The 20,379-nt window shown below is 70.1% G+C and carries 18 protein-coding genes; 13 read left to right on the forward strand and 5 right to left on the reverse strand.

Annotation, left to right across the window (positions count from 1 at the left end):
* Positions 1–88: 88 nt before the first annotated feature.
* Complete coding sequence (locus tag P3T35_RS05810; protein ID WP_101379495.1) at positions 89–679, reverse strand: hypothetical protein; 591 nt, start codon at positions 677–679, stop codon at positions 89–91.
* 149 nt (positions 680–828) lie between these two features.
* Between P3T35_RS05810 and P3T35_RS05815 the strand changes: the two genes are divergently transcribed.
* The 4 genes from P3T35_RS05815 (at position 829) to P3T35_RS40370 (ending at position 6,291) form a co-directional block, all read left to right on the forward strand.
* A complete protein-coding gene (locus P3T35_RS05815; protein WP_101379496.1) occupies positions 829–3,261 on the forward strand; it encodes an XRE family transcriptional regulator in 2,433 nt (810 codons plus the stop codon).
* Between the two features lie 194 nt (positions 3,262–3,455).
* The gene (locus P3T35_RS05820) at positions 3,456–4,610 is read left to right on the forward strand and encodes a serine hydrolase domain-containing protein (RefSeq protein WP_101379497.1); all 1,155 of its coding nucleotides are present in this window, start codon (positions 3,456–3,458) and stop codon (positions 4,608–4,610) included.
* Between the two features lie 41 nt (positions 4,611–4,651).
* Positions 4,652–5,710: an alpha/beta hydrolase-fold protein gene (locus P3T35_RS05825; RefSeq protein WP_101379498.1), complete on the forward strand. Its 1,059-nt coding sequence runs from the start codon at positions 4,652–4,654 to the stop codon at positions 5,708–5,710.
* Complete coding sequence (locus P3T35_RS40370) at positions 5,620–6,291, forward strand: IPT/TIG domain-containing protein (protein ID WP_101379499.1); 672 nt, start codon at positions 5,620–5,622, stop codon at positions 6,289–6,291. Before P3T35_RS05825 ends, P3T35_RS40370 begins: the two co-directional genes overlap by 91 nt.
* Positions 6,292–6,537: 246 nt before the next feature.
* Here P3T35_RS40370 and P3T35_RS05835 read toward each other — a convergent pair whose 3' ends face one another.
* Positions 6,538–7,254: a hypothetical protein gene (locus tag P3T35_RS05835; protein WP_143676761.1), complete on the reverse strand. Its 717-nt coding sequence runs from the start codon at positions 7,252–7,254 to the stop codon at positions 6,538–6,540.
* Positions 7,255–7,615: 361 nt separating this feature from the next.
* Here P3T35_RS05835 and P3T35_RS05840 point away from each other — a divergent pair, with 361 nt between their 5' ends.
* The 7 genes from P3T35_RS05840 (at position 7,616) to htpG (ending at position 14,063) form a co-directional block, all read left to right on the forward strand.
* Complete coding sequence (locus tag P3T35_RS05840; RefSeq protein ID WP_280704520.1) at positions 7,616–7,744, forward strand: hypothetical protein; 129 nt, start codon at positions 7,616–7,618, stop codon at positions 7,742–7,744.
* A gap of 702 nt (positions 7,745–8,446) precedes the next feature.
* Complete coding sequence (locus tag P3T35_RS05845; protein ID WP_280704771.1) at positions 8,447–9,082, forward strand: S-adenosylmethionine:tRNA ribosyltransferase-isomerase; 636 nt, start codon at positions 8,447–8,449, stop codon at positions 9,080–9,082.
* Between the two features lie 82 nt (positions 9,083–9,164).
* Positions 9,165–9,395, forward strand: coding sequence for a DUF397 domain-containing protein (locus tag P3T35_RS05850; RefSeq protein ID WP_101379502.1), 231 nt, complete (start codon positions 9,165–9,167; stop codon positions 9,393–9,395).
* Between the two features lie 290 nt (positions 9,396–9,685).
* The gene (gene paaI, locus P3T35_RS05855) at positions 9,686–10,099 is read left to right on the forward strand and encodes a hydroxyphenylacetyl-CoA thioesterase PaaI (protein WP_101384906.1); all 414 of its coding nucleotides are present in this window, start codon (positions 9,686–9,688) and stop codon (positions 10,097–10,099) included.
* Between the two features lie 106 nt (positions 10,100–10,205).
* Positions 10,206–11,537 carry a phenylacetate--CoA ligase PaaK gene (paaK, locus tag P3T35_RS05860; RefSeq protein ID WP_280704522.1) on the forward strand — a complete coding sequence of 444 codons (1,332 nt, stop codon included), beginning with the start codon at positions 10,206–10,208 and terminating at the stop codon, positions 11,535–11,537.
* Positions 11,538–11,749: 212 nt separating this feature from the next.
* The gene (locus P3T35_RS05865; RefSeq protein WP_143676762.1) at positions 11,750–12,007 is read left to right on the forward strand and encodes a hypothetical protein; all 258 of its coding nucleotides are present in this window, start codon (positions 11,750–11,752) and stop codon (positions 12,005–12,007) included.
* 127 nt (positions 12,008–12,134) lie between these two features.
* A complete protein-coding gene (gene htpG, locus P3T35_RS05870; RefSeq protein WP_101379505.1) occupies positions 12,135–14,063 on the forward strand; it encodes a molecular chaperone HtpG in 1,929 nt (642 codons plus the stop codon).
* A gap of 48 nt (positions 14,064–14,111) precedes the next feature.
* Here htpG and rox read toward each other — a convergent pair whose 3' ends face one another.
* The 3 genes from rox to P3T35_RS05885 form a co-directional block, all read right to left on the reverse strand.
* On the reverse strand, positions 14,112–15,539 hold the full coding sequence (gene rox / locus P3T35_RS05875; RefSeq protein WP_101384907.1) for a rifampin monooxygenase: 1,428 nt from the start codon (positions 15,537–15,539) through the stop codon (positions 14,112–14,114).
* Between the two features lie 264 nt (positions 15,540–15,803).
* Positions 15,804–16,031 carry a hypothetical protein gene (locus P3T35_RS05880; protein WP_101379506.1) on the reverse strand — a complete coding sequence of 76 codons (228 nt, stop codon included), beginning with the start codon at positions 16,029–16,031 and terminating at the stop codon, positions 15,804–15,806.
* Positions 16,032–16,043: 12 nt separating this feature from the next.
* On the reverse strand, positions 16,044–17,720 hold the full coding sequence (locus P3T35_RS05885; protein WP_101379507.1) for a sodium:solute symporter family protein: 1,677 nt from the start codon (positions 17,718–17,720) through the stop codon (positions 16,044–16,046).
* A 236-nt stretch (positions 17,721–17,956) separates the two neighbouring features.
* Between P3T35_RS05885 and P3T35_RS05890 the strand changes: the two genes are divergently transcribed.
* Positions 17,957–19,861 (forward strand): alkaline phosphatase family protein, encoded by a 1,905-nt coding sequence (locus tag P3T35_RS05890; protein WP_218976650.1) that lies wholly within the window; start codon positions 17,957–17,959, stop codon positions 19,859–19,861.
* 100 nt (positions 19,862–19,961) lie between these two features.
* On the forward strand, positions 19,962–20,375 hold the full coding sequence (locus P3T35_RS05895; protein ID WP_101379508.1) for a hypothetical protein: 414 nt from the start codon (positions 19,962–19,964) through the stop codon (positions 20,373–20,375).
* Positions 20,376–20,379 lie beyond the last annotated feature (4 nt).

Genomic DNA, 20,379 nt, shown 5'->3' on the forward strand with positions numbered 1-20,379 from the left:
CGTAGGCGGGCAGCAGTACGCCCTTGGTCTCGGCCATGATGACTCCTTGGGTGGGTGTGGCGTGTGGTTCCGCTGGGCTGGTTCGTGCTCAGATGATCGGGCAGTGCTGTCGGCGAACGGAGTCGACGATCCGGTCGACGAATGCGTCGTGGCCGTCCACCGGGATCAGTGGGATGACGAACGACGTGCCGTCGCGGGTCAGCAGCCGGTAGCCGAGCAGGCGGCCCGCGGCGTCTTGCCCCCGGTGCTGGTGGATGCGCCTCAGTCGGGCGACCTCGGGCCAGGCGACGGCCCGGGCACCGGACCGGTCGGTGTGCACGATGCCGCCGTCGTACAGGTACAGCGCCCGGGAGCCGGCCAGCAGGCCGCGCAGCCCATAGGTCGTCCCGGCGGCGAAAATGAACAGGAAGGCGATGCTCAGGGCGTGCAGCGCCGAGTTGGCGGGGGTGAACACCGCGGTCCCGGCGGCCTCGTGGCGTATCAGTACGGTCAACAGCAGGGCGATGGCCGCGCTGCCCCAGCCCACGGTGACCACTCGCAGTGGCGAGACCCCGCGCCGCACGTCGGTGAGTTCGCCGAGCCGGTGCACCCGGGCAAGCCGGTCGACCGCCGTGGGAACGGTCTGCGGGGGCGGCCCCGAGGCTGCTGATCCCACCGCGCCATGGTCAGTGTCCGCCATTCGAATCCGCTCCTTCCGTTCTCGGTCGCCACACCGTCGATCGTGGGCTTTGTGCAGGTTGGGGTACAGGCCATGAAGGAGGCCATATATGACCGGCCGTCACGGTAGGCTCACCGGCGGCTGCCAAGGCGAGAGGGGAGGCGCCCTAGTTGGCCAATCAGCTCGGGGCTCTGTTACGCGAGTTCCGCAAGCAAGCAGGGCTCACACAGGATCAGCTGGCGGAAGAAGCCGAGCTCGGCGTGCGCACCATCCGCCGACTGGAGAGCGGCAAGTCCGGCGATCACCGACTGGCGACGGTGAACCGGCTGGCGGACGCGCTCAAGGTCACGCCGGATCAGCGCCGCCGGCTGATCGCCACGCTCGCGAACCCGGATCCGGAGCCGCCCCAACCAGAACCGGAGCCGCCCCAGCCGGAACCCGGCCCGCCCGAGGAGACCGAGGAGCCGCCCGCGCCGCCCCCGTGGCCCACGCCGCCGCTCGTGCCCGGGGAGCTCGCCGGCGCCGTGCAGGAGTTGGCGAGGGAGATCAGGCGGCGCTGGCAGCGGGAGGAGGCGCAGCGCCGGGTCCACGACCCGTTCCCGCTGCCGGTCCGCTGGCACCCGGCACCCGCAGCGCTGACGGACCGTGCGGAGAACATCCAGCGCCTCGGTCCGGGCGCGGTGGCGCGCAGGCTGGAGCTGAGTGGCGACCTGCGCCGGGTGACCGAGGTCTACCGGCAGATCGACTCGGGCCGCCTGGTGGTGCTCGGCCGGGCCGGCTCCGGGAAGTCGATCCTCACCATCAGGTTCGTCCTCGACTACCTCGACCAGACCCCCGCGCCCGGCCGGGTGCCGGTCGTCTTCAGTCTGGGCGCCTGGGACCCGACCGCCAGCGAGCTGCGCGGCTGGCTGATCGACCGACTGCTGCGCGACCACCCGCACCTGGGCCGCAAGAGCCCGGGCGGGTCGACGCTGGCCGCCGCGCTGGTCGACGCCGACCTCATCCTCCCGGTCCTCGACGGCTTTGACGAGATGGCCGCCGGCCTGCGCCAGGAGGCCCTGGAGGCGCTGAACGAGACCCAGCACCCGCTGGTCCTCACCAGCCGCCGGGACGAGTTCGCCGAGGCCGTCCGGGCGGCCCGCGCACCGCTGGTCTGGGCGGCCGGCATCGAGCTGACCGACCTCACGGTCGACGACCTGGCGGACTACCTGCCCCGCACGGCCCGAACGGGCGCCGACGGGGACGGCGGGCCCGGGGCCGGCGCCGGGTGGCAGGCGGTCATCGACGGCCTGCGCGCCGACCGGACCCCGGCGAGCACGCGGCTCGCCGAGGTGCTGACCACGCCGCTGATGGTCAGCCTGGCGCGCACCATGTACAGCGACGATCCCGACCGGGACCCGCAGGAACTGCTGCACGCGAAGCTGTTCCCGACCACGACGTCCCTGGAGGAGCACCTGCTGGCGGGCTTCGTGCCGGCCGTCTACCGGCGGCGGTTCCGCAGGCCGAACCCCGACGGTTCGGGGCGCCGGAACCGGAGTTGGGACCCGGATCGCGCCCAGCGCTGGCTCGGCTACCTCGCCCACCACCTGGTCCGGTTCGACCGCGACCGGCAGGACCTGGCCTGGTGGCAACTGGGCGACTCACTGCGGTACTCCAGCCGGATCCTCGCCGTCGTGCTGGCCACCACGCTGTGCATCACGCTCGCCGACGTGGTGCTCAGCCCGTTCATGAGCGGCGGCGGGATCGGGATCGGCGACTTCTTCCTGGCCGGCAGCCTGATCGGACCGGTCGTCGGCGTGGTCTTCGGCGGTGTGTACGCGGTGACCATCGTGTACCGCGGCGGCGCGGTGTTCGAACCGAGCCGGGTGCGGCTGCGGCTGCCCCTGACGCGCGGCATCATCGACCGCCCGATCCGGACGGCCATGTTCCGCTTTGTGGACGGACTGCTCGGCGGCTTCGTCCTGGGCATCGGCTACTCCTGCGCCGTGACCTTGGAAAGGACGCTCTACTTCGGCGTGCCGCTCAGCAGACCCGGCGTGATCGACGCCGCGCTGATCAACATGCTGCTCTTCGGTCTGATCTTCGGCTTCGCCGGCGGGCTGGTCTTCGGGATGACGGCAGCGCTGGAGGCGCCGGTCGACGTCACCTCCGCGGCCACCCCGACCAGCCTGCTGGCCGCCAACCGCGCGACGGTGAGCCGGCAGCTCCTGGTGCTGGTGCCGATGCTCACCCTGGCCATCGGCGTCGGGGGCCGGCTGGTGCTCTCGGTCTTCCAGGGCACCTTCGGGCCGTTGAACTGGGGGCTGCGGGACGGGCTGTTCATCGGTGCGGTCGGCGGGTTGGGCGGCGGGGTCTCCTACGTGCTGGGCTTCACCGCCTGGGGGCAGTGGGTGCTGCTGTCCCGGATCTGGCTGCCGCTGACCGGCCACCTGCCCTGGGACACCGTGGCCTTCCTGGACGACGCCTACCAGCGCGGGGTGCTGCGCCAGACCGGCGCGGTCTACCAGTTCCGGCACATCCGGCTGCAGCACCATCTCGCCAGCCGCTCACTGGCCGGCACGGCGCCCGCCGACCGGCCGCAGGGGTGCGAGCCGGCGGCCTGAGCGCCCCCGCCTGATGGCTTGAGCGCAGGTCAGCGGGCCGCAGGCAGGCCACGGTGACGACCGGCCATATATGGCCCCCGGTCTGGCCTGTACGCCAAGCGGCCGTTGACCGAGGCTCGGAGGCGATCGGGGTCGGCTGACGCCAGGGCTCACTGACGCGACGTCAACCGATCACCAGCGACGAGGAGGGTTCCATGAAGTCCATCAAGTCTGCCAAGTCCGCACGCCTGACCGCCGTCGGCGCGGCGCTGACGCTCGCCGTGCTGGCCGGTGCCGGGCCGGCCAGTGCCGATGTGCCGAGTGCGGCGAGCGCGTTGCAGGCCGGCGCCCAGAAGGGGATAGCCGACGGGTACCCGGGCATCGTCGGCCTGGTCCGCTCCGGGGACAGCACCCAGTACATCTCGGACGGCACCGGCGACCGGTCCACCAACGCACCGGCCGACCCCAAGGCGCAGTTCCGGATCGGCAGCAACACCAAGGCCTTCATCGCCACCGTGCTGCTCCAGCTGGAGGCGGAGGGCAAGCTCTCGCTGGACGACACCGTGGCGAAGTGGCTGCCGAACGCGGTCAACGCCAACGGCTACACCGGCACCACGATCACCATCCGGGAACTGCTCAACCACACCTCCGGCCTGCCGGACTACGAGCACAACCTGGTGTTCACCGCCTCCTACGGCTCCAACCTGGAGCCCAACCGCGTGTGGCCGCCGCAGACCCTGGTCGACATGGCGCTCGCGCAGCAGCAGCCCACCTCGGCGCCCGGTCAGACGTGGGCCTACTCCAACACCAACTTCGTGCTGGCCGGCATGGTGATCCAGGCCGTCACCGGCAACGACGCGGCCACCGAGGTCCAGAACCGGATCATCACGCCGCTCGGCCTGACGAACACCAGCTTCCCCACTTCGGACCCGACCCTGCACGGCAACTACCTGCACGGCTACGAGTACTGGACCAGTCTGGTGCTCCGGGACGTCACGGTCTCCAACGTCCAGGCCTACGGCACCGCCGGGGCGATGGTGTCGACCCTGGACGACCTGGCCACCTTCACCCGGGCGCTGATCGGCGGCAAGCTGTTGCCGCCCGCGCAGGAGACCGAGCTCAAGACCACCGTGCCCACCGGCATGCCCAACGTCAACTACGGCCTGGGCATCATGCAGCAGACGCTGCCCTGCGGGCAGACGGTCTGGTTCCACAACGGCGCCGTGCTGGGCTACTTCAGCCAGTGGCTCTCCAACGATGACGGCAGCAAGCAGGTGATCGAGGCGAACAACGAGTACCACATGACGTTAGGCACCCAGGGGCTGAACGACACCGGCACCGGGATGAACAACGCCTTCTGCACGCTCTGACCGCTCACCGCTCCCCCCAACTCTTCGATGAGGAGCCGCTGATGACGTCCCTGCGCATGCACGCTCGGACGGCGCTGGCCGCCGCCGCGCTGACCGCGGCCGCCCTGCTCACCACCGTCCCCGCCGCCCACGCGGACACCGCCCCGCCGACCCTCGCCGACGGCTTCGGGCTCACCCAGGTCGGCGCCCCCGTGGTGCACTCCAGTACCGACTTCACCATCACGGTGACCACCCCGCAGCTCTCCGGCATGCACCAGATCCGGATCTTCCTGCCCACGGACTACGCGGCCGACCCGACCAAGCGCTGGCCGGTGGCGTACTTCCTGCACGGCGCCGCCGGCAACGTGGACGACTCGGCGGCCGCGCCCGCCCTGCACTCGGACTCGATGATCACCGTGGTGCCGGACGGCGGCCTGAAGGGCTGGTACTCGAACTGGGTCATGCAGAACACGGCTGTGGGCACGGCCAATTGGGAGACCTTCCACCTCGACCAGGTGGTGCCGTTCATCGACGCCAACCTGCGCACCCTCGCCGATCGTTCGCACCGGGCCGTGCTGGGCCTGTCGATGGGCGGCTACGGCGCGCTGCACTACGCCGAGGACCGCCCCGACCTGTTCGGCCACACCGCTGCGCTGTCCGGCGCCATCGACTTCGGCATGCCGGCGATGCGCGGGGCCGTGCTGGCCACGGAGCTCAACCTCCCGGGCGGGCTGTGCGCCGTCAGTTCCCTCCAGTGCGCGAGCTTCGGACCCGTGGTCGACAGCGACGCCGTCTTCGGCTCGCCCTACCCGGTGTTCAACGCGGACCACGTCTGGAACCAGGTCAACCCCGCGGCTCCGGTGAACCTGGCCAAGCTGTCCAACACCGACATCACCCTCTACACGGGCAGCACCCTGCCGCTCGACTCCTTCACGGAGACCGCCACCAACAACGTCAAGGCCGGCCTGGACCAGCTCGGCATCCCCAGCCGCGTCGACGACTACGGCAACGGCTCGTCGCTGGCACCCGGTTGCGACGGCGGCCACAACTACGGCTGCTGGGCTCCGGCGCTCGCCGACTACATCCCGCACCTGCAAGCCGCGTTCGGCACGTCGAGCTGAACCCGCACCGCGCGGCCCGAGCGGGTGCGGCTCGCGGTCGTCGCGCAGGCCACCGCTGCTGGTCGTGGCCGCGCGCGAGCCGACGGTCTGAGCCCCAGGCCCGTGATGCCCTCGGTGGAGGGCGCCACGGGCCTGGCGGCGCGCTACCGTGCGATGCCCTTGCGTTCACCTTCGGCAGCTCGGCGGCCACCTCGTTCACGGTGGTCTCCACCACCCAGATCACCGCCACCGCCCCGACTGAGGCCGCCGGGGCCGTCCAGGTCACCGTCACCACCCCCGGCGGCACCAGCGGCGGCCTCGCCTACACCTACGCGCCCCCACCCACCCTCACCGCGCTCGCGCCGACCCAGGGGCCGACCTCGGGCGGAACCACGGTCACCCTGACCGGCACCAACCTGACCGGAACGACCGCCGTCACCCTCGGCGGCACCCCGGCCACCTCATTCACCGTGCTCTCCGCCGGCGAAGTCACAGCGATCCCGTTTGCGAACCTCGGGGGTGGAGTCGATGGCGAACCGTGCGATGCCGGCCAGTGTGGTGGCCCCGCCGAGGACCGCGAGCAGGCACAGGGCAAGCAATGAGCCCAGCTGGTAGCGGCGGCCTCTTACGCGCCGCGGATCGGGAAGCCGGTCCAGGACCGTCGACAACGAGGTCAGGTCGGGCAGTTCGGCGGGTGGGCGGGACAAGTCGACGTCCTCGCGGTGGCGTTGCAGGACACCGATCAGGGAGGATGACATGCGAACGCGACCCCTGTTCGTGATCAAAGGCTTCGACAACCTTGATCATCGGGGGTCGCGTTCGTCGCCTCCAGTTGATGGTCTCGGGCTTCAGGGGGTGAGTTGTTTTGCGATCCTCAGGAGTTCGGCTTCGTGGAGGTCCTGATCCGTGGTGTTCACTATGAATGTGTAGGTCCCGTTCGTCCATGTCACGGTGCTATTGGAGTCCGGGGTGAGCCCACCGATCCACCCGTGGATGGACTCCGGAGTGCCTGCGGCACTCACTGTGAGATTTCCGGCGATTTGCGTGATGCTCAAAGACGCCTTCTCCGAGGTGCGGTGGTAGAAACGGGTCCAGGCAGGGCCTGAGTTCCGGTCCCGACTGAAGGGTGAGAGCAGGGCATGCTGGCTGAAGTCGCTCCAGTGCACGTCAGTTGTCGGCGAGTAGCCTGGTGGGAGATAGTGCGGGTTGGCCAGCCGCTTCTGGTCGAGGGGTGCGATGGTCCAGTCGTTACCGGCTTCTACCAGCCGTCGTGTTCCCAGCGGTGACTGCAGCGTCGTGGTGATCTGCTCGTCGATGCTGTTGCACTGAGGCCGGAGATCGACATCGCCTTCCTTCAGTACCAGGGTGACGGAATCGCGGGATTCACTCGCCACCAGGATGGGCGGGTCCTGCTGGCATGGGGCCCGGCTGTTCAGGGTGGTGATGGTGCGGCCGTCACCGCTCACCAGTACTTCACCCAAGAGACCCTCCCCATGCCTGCGATCCTTCATGATCGAGGCAGTGACGGCAATGGCGAGAGCAGCCCCTACGGCAATGGCCAACATGATGCGCAGGGTCCGATGGAGCCTTTTCGGGTACACGGTCGCGCTCCAAGGTGGGCAAGCCAGCTTCCTGGCTTCACGGAGTGTATTACGTGCCTATCGCTGTGATCCTGGCCGACAAGGGCTGGACGATCAACACCAGCACCAGCTGATCCACAAGGCTTCACGGCCGGTCACTGAGGTTCGTCACTCGATGGCGGGCCACCTGTGTCGTGCAACCCCTCGGGCAGGGAACCCCGGTGGCCTGGCCGACCCGCTGGGACACGATCCAGCAGGCGTCAACTCGCTTGCCATGGAGGGCAAGACCGCACGCGGCTCGCGCACAGCTACAGCCCGGCCGTGCACCGACACCACACCCCCAGGGATGGCGACCCTCCGCAACCTCGCCATCGGCCTCATCCGTCAGGCCGGCTGGACGAACATCACTGCCGCCACCGACCACTACCGGTCACGAGCCGACCACGCACTCCAACTACTCGATCTTGAAACCTGAGAACGCATCAGCCCTGGAGGGGGTACCAGTACGGGTACTGGTCGAGTGGGCGGGATGTACGCCTGAGTCGCTGGGATGCGGCGCCGGCGAGCCGAGGTGAGGCTCATCGCGACGTTGCGCGAGGGGCGTCTGCTCTGCACTACGACGGTCGAGCTGATGACCGAGCGTTAGAAAGCGCCTTTTCGCCGTGTTTTGGGGCGTGACCGGACCCTGTCGGCACTGCACGCAGGCGCTTGGCCGGAATCCTCGCGACGTCCCGCAGTTCGCCATCCTGGTCTGCCACTGCAAATGTCGTGCCACGTCTCCGCATCCCCCACTCGCTCAGCGAACATCCCGACGGCTGAGCCGACGCCATAACAAGCCACGCCGGGGGACCCTGAACACCGTCGCCTCCCGCCGCGAAGTAGACGCCACACGGCTCGGGCCCATATCCCGTGGCTGCTGACGCAACCGCCTGTCGCCAGAAAGCGAGGCCAGTAACCTGGCGGTCAGTGGCCCGTCCAGCCCACTCGAACGAGTGAATCCGCGCTGCCCTCATTGCACCGCCGCCGTCGCGCGGGCACCATATCTGTAGTGGGATTGTCGGTCGCAGCGAATCCGCTATGGCAGTGCCAGTTGCCCGCGCAGCGGCGGCATGTGCGTATGGGTCGACACACCCCTCGGACACAAGTCGGATGACCTGATTAGCTTGCTAATCAGGTCATCCGTTTTTTCCACGGCTGTCACGCCGGCTACCAGAACGTCTATGCGACCCGCCCGGGCGGCATCATGCTGCCCTCAGCCGGGCGGCACTTCACCCCGGAGCTGTTACGGCGCCTGACCGAACTCGGCGTCGCGGTAGCCGAGGTGACGCTGGACATCGGCGTCAAGTGGGGCGTCGTGCGGCTCGCCACCTGGCTGCGCGAGACCGCGGGCGTCACCGAGCCGCTGCTGCCGGAAGGCACCGCTCGCACGCCGGCCGACGAACGCGGCAACTTCCCCGGCGCGGAGCACTACGACGTGCCGATCGAGACCGCCGACACGATCAACGCCCAGCGCCGGGCCGGCGGACTGGTGGTCATCTGCGGCACCACCGTGATGCGGACCCTGGAGACGGTGACCGACGACACCGGGCGGGTCTGGCCGGGGCACGGCTGGACCCGGCTGATCATCGCCCCCGACCACCGGTTCCGCTCCTGCGACGCCTTCATGACCAACCTGCACATGCCGACGAGCTCCGAACTGCAGCTGACCGCAAGCCTGGTGGACGGCGACCGATTGCCGGAGATCTACCGGGCGGAGATCATCCCGCGCGGCTACCGCTTCTACGAGTTCGGCGACTCGATGGTGATCGTCTGACCTGACGAGTCCGTGAATCGACCGGCCGACGAGCCGGTGACCAATGAGCCAGTGAGAGAAGGCACGAGAGAGGAGAGTCATCATGTCGGACCTGAACAAGGCGGAGCTGTACGGAGCCAGCCTGACCGGCCTCGCCTGGCACAAGAGCAGCTACAGCAAGGACAGCAAGGACTGCGTCGAGATCGCCGAGCTGAACGGCGGAGCCGTCGCGGTCCGCGACTCGAAGAACCCGCAGCTGACCGCCCTGCGGTTCACCGCCACCGAGTGGGAGGCCTTCCTCAAGGGCGTGCACAAGGGCGAGTTCGGCGCCTGACCGCCGACCATCGACGACCGCCGGACGGCGGGCTCGTCACCCCTCGGGTGGCGGGCCCGCCGCGGCGTGCCGCCCGGACCCTTGACTTGCGGTGGTACAGCTGGATTACTTGTCCTTGCCGTACACAGACCGAATGGTCGGTCGGTAGTCAGAGCGGAAATCGGCCCGGATATCGGCTCGGAAGTCAGCTCGGAAAGCAGCTCGGAAGCCGGCACGAAAATCGGTCCGGAAGTCGGGTCAGAAGTCAGGCGGTGGTCAGGGTGGCGGTCGGCGTGAACCCCGTGGAAGCCATGCTCGGCGCGGACGAGGCGTCGACCCGGCTCGGGATCGAGCTGCTGGAGCACAGCACGGGGAGCGCGGTGCTGCGGATGACCGTGACGCCCGCGATGGTCAACGGACACCGGATCGCGCACGGCGGCTACCTCTTCCTGCTCGCCGACACCGCGTTCGCCTGCGCCTGCAACAGCCACGGGCCGGTCACCGTGGCGGCCGGCGCGGAGATCACCTTCGTCGCACCGGTGCAGCAGGGCGACGTGCTGGTGGCCACCGCCGAGGAGCGGGTCCGGTTCGGCCGCAGCGGGATCTACGACGTGACCGTGCGGCGTGAGGGCGAGGTGGTCGCGGAGTTCCGCGGGCGCAGCCGGAGCATCCCGAACCGGCGCACCGGCGGCGAACAGCAGGCCGAACAGGGCGAGCAGCACTGAGAGTCGGCACGTCGGCACGTCAGTGCGTCGGCGGGTCGAGACGTCGGCACCTTGGCACCTCGGTACGGCGGCACCCCGGCACGTCGGTATGGAGAAAGGCAGCGCGATGAGCACTGAGCAGCCCACCCGCCTCGGCGAACCCCTTCCCGCCGAGTTGCTCGACGACGCCGAGCGGATCTCGCGGGAGGAGCTGAGGGAGCTCCAACTCGCCCGCCTCCAGGCCACGTTGCGACACGCCTACGACAACGTCGAACTGTACCGCCGGAAGTTCGACAAGGCCGGGGTAACTCCCGCCGACTGCCGCACCCTTGAGGATCTGGCCCGCTTCCCGTTCACCACCAAGGCGGATCTGCGCGAGACCTACCCGTTCGGCATGTTCGCCGTCCCCATGGACCAGGTCCGGCGGTTGCACGCCTCCAGCGGCACCACGGGCCGTCCGGTGGTGGTCGGTTACACCGAAGGCGACCTGTCGAGGTGGGCCGATCTGATGGCCCGGTCCATCCGCGCCGCCGGCGGCCGTCCGGGGCACAAGGTGCACATCGCCTACGGCTACGGGCTGTTCACCGGGGGCCTGGGCGCCCACTACGGCGCCGAACGGGCCGGCTGCACGGTGATCCCCGCCTCGGGCGGCATGACGGCCCGCCAGGTGCAGCTCATCCAGGACTTCAAGCCCGAGATCATCATGGTCACCCCGTCCTATCTGCTCACCCTGCTGGACGAGTTCGAGCGCCAGGGCGTCGACCCGCGCTCAACGTCCCTGCAGGTGGGCATCTTCGGCGCCGAGCCGTGGACCGAGGAGATGCGCCGCGAGATCGAGGAGCGGATGGACATCCATGCCGTCGACATCTACGGCCTGTCGGAGGTGATCGGGCCGGGCGTCGCCCAGGAGTGCGTGGAGACCAAGGACGGGCTGCACGTCTGGGAGGACCACTTCTACCCGGAGGTCGTCGATCCCCTCACGGACGAGGTGATGCCCGACGGTACGAGCGGCGAACTGGTCCTGACCTCGCTGACCAAGGAGGCGCTGCCGGTCATCCGCTACCGCAGCCGCGACCTGACCCGGCTGCTGCCCGGCACCGCCCGGCCCGCGTTCCGCCGGATCGAGAAGATCACCGGCCGCTGCGACGACATGATCATCCTGCGCGGGGTCAACCTCTTCCCCAGCCAGATCGAGGAGATCGTGCTGCGCACCCCCGATGTCGCTCCGCACTTCCAGCTCCTGCTGACCCGACGCGGCCGGATGGACCACCTGACCGTCCAGGTCGAAGCCCGCTCTCCCGGCGTCGGCCCCCAGCAGCGTGCGACCGCGGCCCGGGCGATCACCCAAGGGGTCAAGGACGGCATCGGCGTCACCGTCGAGGCGGTGGTCGTCGACCCGGAGACCCTGGAGCGCTCGGTCGGCAAGATCCGCCGCGTCCGGGACCTGCGCGAGCAGTGATGCGCCGGCTCGCCGCCTTCCGCTAGCACCGCCCGGCAAACGCGCCCTGCTCGGGCGCCCCTTGCGCGGGGGCGGCCCTGCGCGGGGGCGCCCGAGCGCCGTCCCCCGGTCACCGCCATCCGGGCGAACCCAGCCGTGTCCCGGGTGCGCCGCCGCGCCGCCCGTCCCGACATTGCCACCTGGAGCGGCTCTTCGTCGCCGCCATGCAGGGCATGCTCTACCCCATCGCCGACCTGCTCACCCGCACCCCGACCGGCCGCCAGCACACCGTGCACGGCCAGAAGTGGGACGAGTACGCCGGACCGTCCTTCGAGTACCACCCCTTTGGCACCGGCCACTACGCCACCATGAACCGCGAGACCGAACTCGCCGCCCTCTGCACCCGCGCCGCCCGCCACTTCCCCGAACTCGGCGGCGACGACGGCGTCCAGCGCCGGATCTCGCTGCCCACCCCCGTCGTGCCGACGTGACGCCGCGGTCTGATCCGCGCTGACCATCCCGGCCTGATCCGCGCCAACCCTCTGCCTACCACCCGTCGCTGATCTACAGTGCTCAGCAGTACGTGTCCCTTTGTTGAGCCAGGAGGAAGCGCCGGTCATGGCGACTGAGACGTTCGAGTTCCAGGTGGAAGCGCGGCAGCTGCTGCAGATGGTGATCCACTCGATCTACTCGAACAAGGACGTGTTCCTGCGCGAGCTGATCTCCAACGCCTCGGATGCGCTGGACAAGCTGCGGCTTGCGGCGCTGCGGGACGAGGCGGCGGGTGCCGATGTCTCGGACCTGCACATCGAGTTGGTGACCGACCCCGGGTCCCGGACGCTGACCGTTCGGGACAACGGGATCGGCATGGCGTACGACGAGGTGATCCAGCTCATCGGCACGATCGCCAACTCGGGCACCGCGAAGTTCGTCAAGGAGCTGCAGGAGGCCAAGGACGCCGGGGCGGCGGAGGGGCTGATCGGGCAGTTCGGGGTCGGGTTCTACTCCAGCTTCATGGTGGCCGACGAGGTCGTGCTGGTGACCAGGCGGGCCGGGGAGACCGAGGGCACCCGGTGGTCGTCGACCGGCGAGGGCAGCTACACGCTGGAGCGGCTCGACGAGGCGCCGCAGGGCACGTCGGTGACGCTGAAGCTGCGGCCCGCCGACACCGAGGACCAGCTGCACGACTACGCGGCGCCGTGGCAGATCCGCCAGATCGTCAAGAAGTACTCGGACTTCATCACCTGGCCGATCCGGATGGCCGTCCCGGCCGAGGGCGAGGAGCAGGTCGAGGGCGGTGAGCAGGCGGAGCCGGAGACCCTGAACTCCATGAAGGCGCTGTGGGCCCGCTCCCGTGACGAGGTGTCGGACGAGGAGTACCACGAGCTCTACAAGCACCTCAGCCACGACTGGACCGAGCCGCTGGAGACCATCCGGCTGCAGGCCGAGGGCACCTTCGAGTACCAGGCGCTGCTGTTCGTGCCGTCGCGCGCGCCGCACGACATGTTCGCCCGGGACTACCAGCGCGGCATCCAGCTGTATGTGAAGCGCGTCTTCGTGATGGACGACTGCGAGGCGCTGATGCCGCCGTACCTGCGGTTCGTCAAGGGCGTGGTGGACGCGGCGGACCTGTCGCTCAACGTGTCCCGCGAGATCCTCCAGCAGGACCGGCAGATCCAGCTGATGCGCCGCCGGCTGGCCAAGAAGGTGCTCTCCACCGTCAAGGACCTGATGGCGGGCGATGCCGACAAGTACGCCGTCTTCTGGCGGGAGTTCGGCCGGGTGCTCAAGGAGGGCCTGCTCAGCGACGGCGAGAACCGCGAGAGCATCCTCGCCGTCTCCTCCTTCGCCTCCACCCACTCCGCCGGCGACGAGGCGAAGCCGACCACGCTGCGCGCGTACGTGGAGCGGATGAAGGAGGGCCAGGAGCACATCTACTACCTCACCGGCGACTCCCGGCAGGCCATCGAGAACTCCCCGCACATGGAGGCGTTCCGGGCCAAGGGCATCGAGGTGCTGCTGCTCACCGACCCGGTGGACGAGCTGTGGGTGGAGGCCGTCCCGGAGTTCGACGGCAAGCAGCTGCGCTCGGTCGCCAAGGGCGAGATCGACCTGGACGGCTCGGACGACCAGACACCCGAGGCCGAGGGCGAACGCGAGAAGCGGCAGCAGGAGTTCGCGGGGCTGCTCGGCTGGATGACCGAGCAGCTCGGTGAGGAGGTCAAGGAGGTCCGCCTCTCCACCCGCCTGACGGTGTCGCCCGCCTGCGTGGTCTCGGACACCTTCGACGCGACCCCGGCGCTGCAGGCCATGTACAAGGCGATGGGCCAGGAACTCCCGCGCGCCAAGCGGATCCTGGAGCTCAACCCGGGCCACCCGCTGGTCACGGGCCTCAACCAGGCGCACACCGAGCGCGCGGACGACCCGGGGCTGCCCGAGACCGCCGAGCTGCTCTACGGCATGGCGCTGCTCGCCGAGGGCGGTCAGCCCAGTGACCCGTCGCGGTTCATCAAGCTGATGGCGGACCGGCTGGCCCGCACCGTCTGACGCCTGCCGGGGTGGGCGGCGCCGACCGCCCACCCCCTCATACGCGGATCAACTGGCGGCAGCACCGAACCACTTCGCGAACCGGCCCGCCAACTCCCCCTGGTCCTCGCCCACCCACACCACGTGGCCGTCCGGCCGCAGCAGCACCGCGGGGACGTCCACTTCCTCGCTGACGTCGACGACGTGGTCCACCCGGTCCTCCCAGCCAGCCACCGACAGGCGGCCGGTCTGGTCGAGCAGCAGGCCGCGGCCGCCGTGCATCAGCCCGTACAGGCGGCCCTGCTTCAGCTGCACATCGCGCAGGCGGCGGCCGAGCAGGTCGTGGCCCTCGCCGAGGTCGTAGCGGACGTCGACTGCGGTGATCATCCCGGTGATGTAGCGGTTCACCTCCTCGAAGTCCATCAGCTTGGAGAACAGCTCGCGCAGCGCGACCGCGCCCGGCTCGGTGCCGAGCAGCGTCATCTGCGCGCGGGTGTTGCCCAGCACCCGGGCGCCCACCGGGTGCCGTTCGGCGTGGTAGCTGTCGAGCAGGCCCTCCGGTGCCCAGCCATTGACCGTGGCGGCCAGCTTCCAGCCCAGGTTGAACGCGTCCTGGATGCCGAGGTTGAGGCCCTGCCCGCCGACCGGCGGGTGGATGTGCGCCGCGTCGCCGGCCAGCAGCACCCGGCCGGCCCGGTAGCGGTCGGCCTGCCGGGTGGCGTCGGTGAAACGGGAGAGCCAGCGCGGCGAGTGCACGCCGAAGTCGGTGCCCGCGACGGCCCGCAGCTGCTGCTTGAACTCCTCGAAGGTGGTCGGAGCCGTGCGGTCCTCGGACACCCCCGCGGCGGGCACGATGACGCGGTGCACGCCGTTCCCCTCGTCGATGGTGCCGAACCGCAACTGGGTCTTGCGGACCTCCGCGACGACGGCGGCCACCGTCTCCGGATCCGCGGTCAGCTCCATGTTGCCGAGCAGCGTCTCGACCGTGGCCGGCTCGCCGGGGAAGCCGATGCCGACCAGCTTGCGCACCGCACTGCGGCCACCGTCGCACCCGACCAGGTAGCGCGCGCTCAGCCGCGCGCCGTCCGCCAGCTCTACGGTCACCCCGTCCTCGTCCTGGCTCACCCCGACCACTTCGCACCCTCGCCGGAGCTCGGCGCCGAGTTCGAGGGCGTGCTCGGTGAGCAGCCGCTCGGTGGCCGGCTGCGGCATGGTCAGGCCGTACGGGTGGGCGGTGTCCAACCGCTCCGGCCACGCCTTGTGGACGCCGGCGAAGAATCCGCCGATCTGGAACTTCTCACTGACCGCCAGGCACCGGTCCAGCAGGCCGCGTTGGTCCATCAGCTCCACGCTGCGCGCATGCATGCCACGGCCACGGGTCTCCGGAGTCGGCTCGGTCAACTTCTCCAGCACGACGACGTGCACCCCGTGCAGCCGCAGCTCCGCGGCCAGCATCATCCCGGTCGGTCCGGCGCCGACGACGATGACGTCGATCAGGTCAGTCAAGGGGTCCCCCGTGTCCGCAGGTAATGGCTTCGAGCGGAGATTCTGCGGCATGACCAGGGCCTTGCCGCAAGGCCCCCGGTGCGCTATAAGTTGAGAGTGGCGAGGAGTGGTGATCTCCCCTGCCCTTGTTCATTCACTGCGATGGCCCGCTCAGCAGCCGACAGCGGCGCACCGCCACGCGTGATCGCCCCGGCGGGCTTGGAACCCTGGAAGCACGCACCCCGGCGTAAAGACTGCCGAGGTGTATCGCCCTGCCTACTCGTCCTTTTCCTCCCCCTCCGCCGGCTGGATCGGGCGCAGGGCCGCCCAGAGGCCCATCACCGCCGCGAACCCCAGCATCGCCAGGCCCACCCACAGGTTGACGTTCCAGCCGCCCGTCTTCACCCGGTCGGCGTCCGTGGTGGCCCCGGCGCCCAGGGCCGTCAACACGGCGCCGTAGCAGGCGAACAGGAACGCGATGATCAGGCGCAGATCGAAGAACATCCCAAGCCTCCCTCACCAGAAGACGATGCTCAGCGCCGTGGCCAGCGCCAGCACCCCGCCCGCCAACAACCCCGGCGAGCGGTACCAGGCATCCGGCTCGGTCCGCACCCGAGGTGTCAACGCCCATACCAGTCCGCCAAGTTCACTGTCCGGCTTCGGTTCGGTCGCGAGCGACAGCGGCACGCTCACCGCGATGTCCATCACGAACGCCGCGCTCGCCGCCACGAAGCTCGGGCCCTGCCCGGACATGTGCAGCACGTGGTGCCGGTTCAGCTGGTCGATGGTCACCGCCGACGCCGTGCCCACCAACAGCCCCACCCCGCCCGCCATCGGGCTGGTGCGGCGCCAGAACATGCCGAGGATGAAGGTGGCGAACAACGGCGCGTTGAAGAACGAGAACAGCGTCTGCAGGTAGTCCATGATGTTGTTGTAGTCACTGGCGATGAAGGCGGTACCGACCGCGATCGCACAGCCCGCAACAGTCGCAAGCCGCCCCACTCGCAGGTAGTACTGGTCGGGGCGGTCCCGCACCACGTAGGACTGCCAAATGTCGTACGTGAAGACGGTGTTGAACGAGCTGACGTTGGCCGCCATGCCCGCCATGAACGCCGCCAGCAAGCCGGTGATCGCCACCCCCAGCATCCCGCTCGGCAGCAGGTCGCGGATCAGCAGCTCGATCGCGTTGTTGTACGTGACCCCGTTGTCCAGCGTCCCCCCGCTCGCCTTGTACGCCGCCAACTCCGGTGACAGCACGGCGGCGAGCATGCCCGGGATCACGATCACCAGCACGATCAGCGCCTTGGGGTAGGCGCCGATCAGCGGGGTTCGCCGCGCGGCCGACATGTCCTTGGCCGCCAACGCCCTTTGTACTTCGGCGAAGTTGGTGGTCCAGTAGCCGAACGAGAGCACGAAGCCGAGCCCGAAGACGATGCCCAGCACCGACAGCGTGGCGTTCTCGATCCCGGTCAGGTTGCTGCCCGGCCAGGAGTGCAACTGCATCTCGGCGTCGGCGTTCACGGCGCGGATCCGGTGCGTCAGCCCGTCCCAGCCGCCGACCCTGTGCAGCCCGACCAGGGTGATCGGCACCAGCATCGCCACGATCACGAAGAACTGCAGCACCTCGTTGTAGACGGCCGCCGAGAGCCCGCCCAGCGTGGTGTAGGCCAGCACGATCGCCGCCGCCGCCAGCACCGACACCCAGAGCGGCCAGCCCAGCAGCAGGTTGACCACGGTGGCCAGGGCGTACAGGTTCACGCCGGCGATCAGCACCTGGGCGAGCGCGAAGCTCAATCCGTTGACCAGGTGGGCGAATCGGCCGAACCGGCGCAGCAGGAACTCGGGCACGCTGCGCACCTTGGAGCCGTAGTAGAACGGCATCATCACCAGGCCGAGGAAGACCATGGCCGGGATGGCGCCGATCCAGTAGTAGTGCACGGTCGGGATGCCGAACTGGGCACCGTTGGCGGTCATGCCGAAGATCTCGACGGCGCCCAGGTTGGCCGAGATGAAGGCCAGGCCGGTGACCCAGGCGGGCAGCGCCCGGCCGGCCAGGAAGAAGTCCAGGCTGGCGGAGACCGAGCGGCGGGCCATGGTGCCGATGCCCAGCACCAGCGCGAAGTAGAGGGCGAGCAGGGCGTAGTCGACGGGCTGGGCGTCAAGGCGCAGCTGGGTGGCGGCGAGTGGCGTCATGGCACCCCCGGTGGAGTGGCAGGCCCTGTGGGCAGTGGCGGCCCACGGTAGGCGTCCACCGGCCCCGCCGCTCGCCAGGCGCGCTCGCCGCACCGCCGAACGGGGCACCGGCCGCCCGGTCGAGCCGCCGAACGGACGCACCGCCGCCCGGCCACCGGCGTGGTCCGTTGCCGCGGCTCGCCTCCGGCTGCTGGGCTGACAGGGCGTCAGAAGCCGAAGAGCGAAAGAGGGCGGGTGTGGCGGAGAACGAGCGCGGCCGGTGCTGCGGATCCGCCCGGGGCGCCCTGCTGCGCAGACGGGACCGGTGGCGGGCCCGGCTGGTCGAGGGCGGCGCCGGCTGGTGCGTCGCCGCCCGGCATCGGCTGGCCGACTGGCGCCGGGCCGGCCCCGGCCTGCGGGTGGTCCCGGCGGGGCTCGGGGAGCTCGGCTGCCGCCTGGCGGAGGCGGCCTGCGGTCTCGCCGGCTGGCTGCTCTACTGGGCGCTGACCGGCGTCTCCCGGCTCCTGCCCGGCCGACTGCAAGGCACCGCCTCGGAGCGGATCCAGCACGTCTTCGTCCTGGTCCTGGAGAACCGCTCGTTCGACCACATGCTCGGCGCCGCCACCGGCGCCGTCAGCCCGGACGGCGAGCTGCGCCCGGGCATCGGCGTCGACCCGGTGACCGGCGCGGCCACCACCGTGGACGGCCCGGGCGAGCAGCGCAACAGCCACGCGGGTACGGACTACCGGATCAGGCTCGGCGCGCCGTTCGTGCTGCCGGTCGACCCGCCGCACGAGTTCTGCGACGTCCGACTCCAGCTGGCCGGCGCCCCGATCAGCGGCAGTCCGCACGACGACCGCTGCACGTACACCGGTGAGTACCCGCCGATCGACCTCAGCGGTTTCGTCCAGAACTACGCCAACGAGGCTGCCGTCAAGCACAGTTCGGCCGACCCGGGTGCGGTGATGGCGTGCTTCACGGACCGGCAGGTGCCCGTACTCGCCACGTTGGCAAGGGAGTTCGCGCTCTGCGACCGCTGGTTCTCCGCACTGCCCGGCCCCACCTGGCCCAACCGGTTCTTCCTGCACGCGGCCAGCTCGGCGGGCCTGGACCGCAGCCCGGACCCGCTGGAGACGATCGGCTCCAAGCTGGCCGGCTACCACTTCGAGCACGGCACCATCTACGAGGCCCTGGACGCCAAGGGCCTGCCCTGGCGGGTGTACTCCGGCGACGCGCTGCCGCAGGTCTCGGCGCTGGCCGGGATGGACCTGCCCGTCCTGCTCACCCGCTACCACCACGTCGCCGACCTGGCCGGCCATCTGAGCCACCGCCGCTATGACGCCGCCTACACCTTCATCGAGCCCTCCTACGGCCATGTGCTCACCCATGGCGCCGACTTCCAGGGCGGCAGCAGCCAGCACCCGCTGGACGACGTGACCCGCGGCGAGGCGCTGATCAAGCAGGTCTACGAGGCGATCCGGCAGTCCCCGCACTGGGAGTCCAGCCTGCTGGTGATCACCTATGACGAGCACGGCGGCTTCTACGACCATGTGCCGCCACCGACCGCGGTGCCGCCCGGTGACGTCATCGACCCGGAGAACAACGCGCACGGCTTCCGGTTCGACCGGCAGGGCGTGCGGGTGCCGGCGGTGGTGGTCTCGCCCTGGGTGCCCGATCTGCGCTCGCCGGGGGTGCCGGGCCAGAACTGCAACCTGGTCGACCACACCCAGTACGACCACGGCTCACTGCTGGCCACCGTGGAGCAGCTGTTCGGACTGGAGCCGCTGACCCAGCGGGACCGGCACGCCAACACCTTCGCCCACCTGCTGTCCGCCCGCGCGCCACGCCCGGCCCCGCGCACCCTGCCGGACCCGGCCGAATCGGGCTTCCGGCTGGACGACAGCGGGCCGGGCGACGACCGGCTGGCCGCGGCGGCGGATCCCGCCGTCGCCGAGCGGCCGTTGACCGCGACGATGCGGGGCTTCGTGGAGACCGCGGCGATCCTGCACGCCCGGCTGCACCCGGACCAGCACGAGCAGGTGCGGCAGCGGATCGGGGCGATCACCACGGTCGGCGAGGCCGCGCGGTACCTGGTCGAGGTGCGCGGCCGGCTGAACGAGCGCGGCGTGCGCACCGCCCGCCCGGGAGGGGCCGGCGCATGAGCGAGCGATGGGGGTCCCCCCGACCGGAGGCTGCGGGAGAGGTCATCATCAGGAGGCGCGCGTGCTGCGAAGCGCTCGCCGAGCCCTGCGAGGCGGGCGCATGAGCAGTCCGACCCGGGGCAGCGGCGCCCCGACCGGCAGCGCCCCGGCAGAGCCCACCGTGGTGACCCGGCTGGCCCCGTCGCTGCTGGTCGGGGCCTACCTCCTGCTGATGGTCTTCCTGGTGCTGCTCTCGCTGGACGCCCGCGCCCAGCTGACCAACGTCAACTTGGTGCTGCCGGTGCTGGTTTCGGGGCTGCTGGGGCTGGTGACCAATCCGCAGACGCCGACTCGCCCCTGGCTGTGGGTGCTGATGGCGGGCGCCGCGCTGGTCGCCGGGGTCGTGGCGGGGGTGGAGATGCTGCTCTACCCCGCGCACAGCGGCGCGATGCCCGCGCTGATCGCGGCAGCGGCCGCGCTGGGCGCGCTCTTCGTGGACACCACTTCGAACACCCACCCCACCAGTCGCAGCTGACCAC

Source organism: Kitasatospora sp. GP30, from assembly GCF_029892145.1.
Classification (GTDB): domain Bacteria; phylum Actinomycetota; class Actinomycetes; order Streptomycetales; family Streptomycetaceae; genus Kitasatospora; species Kitasatospora acidiphila.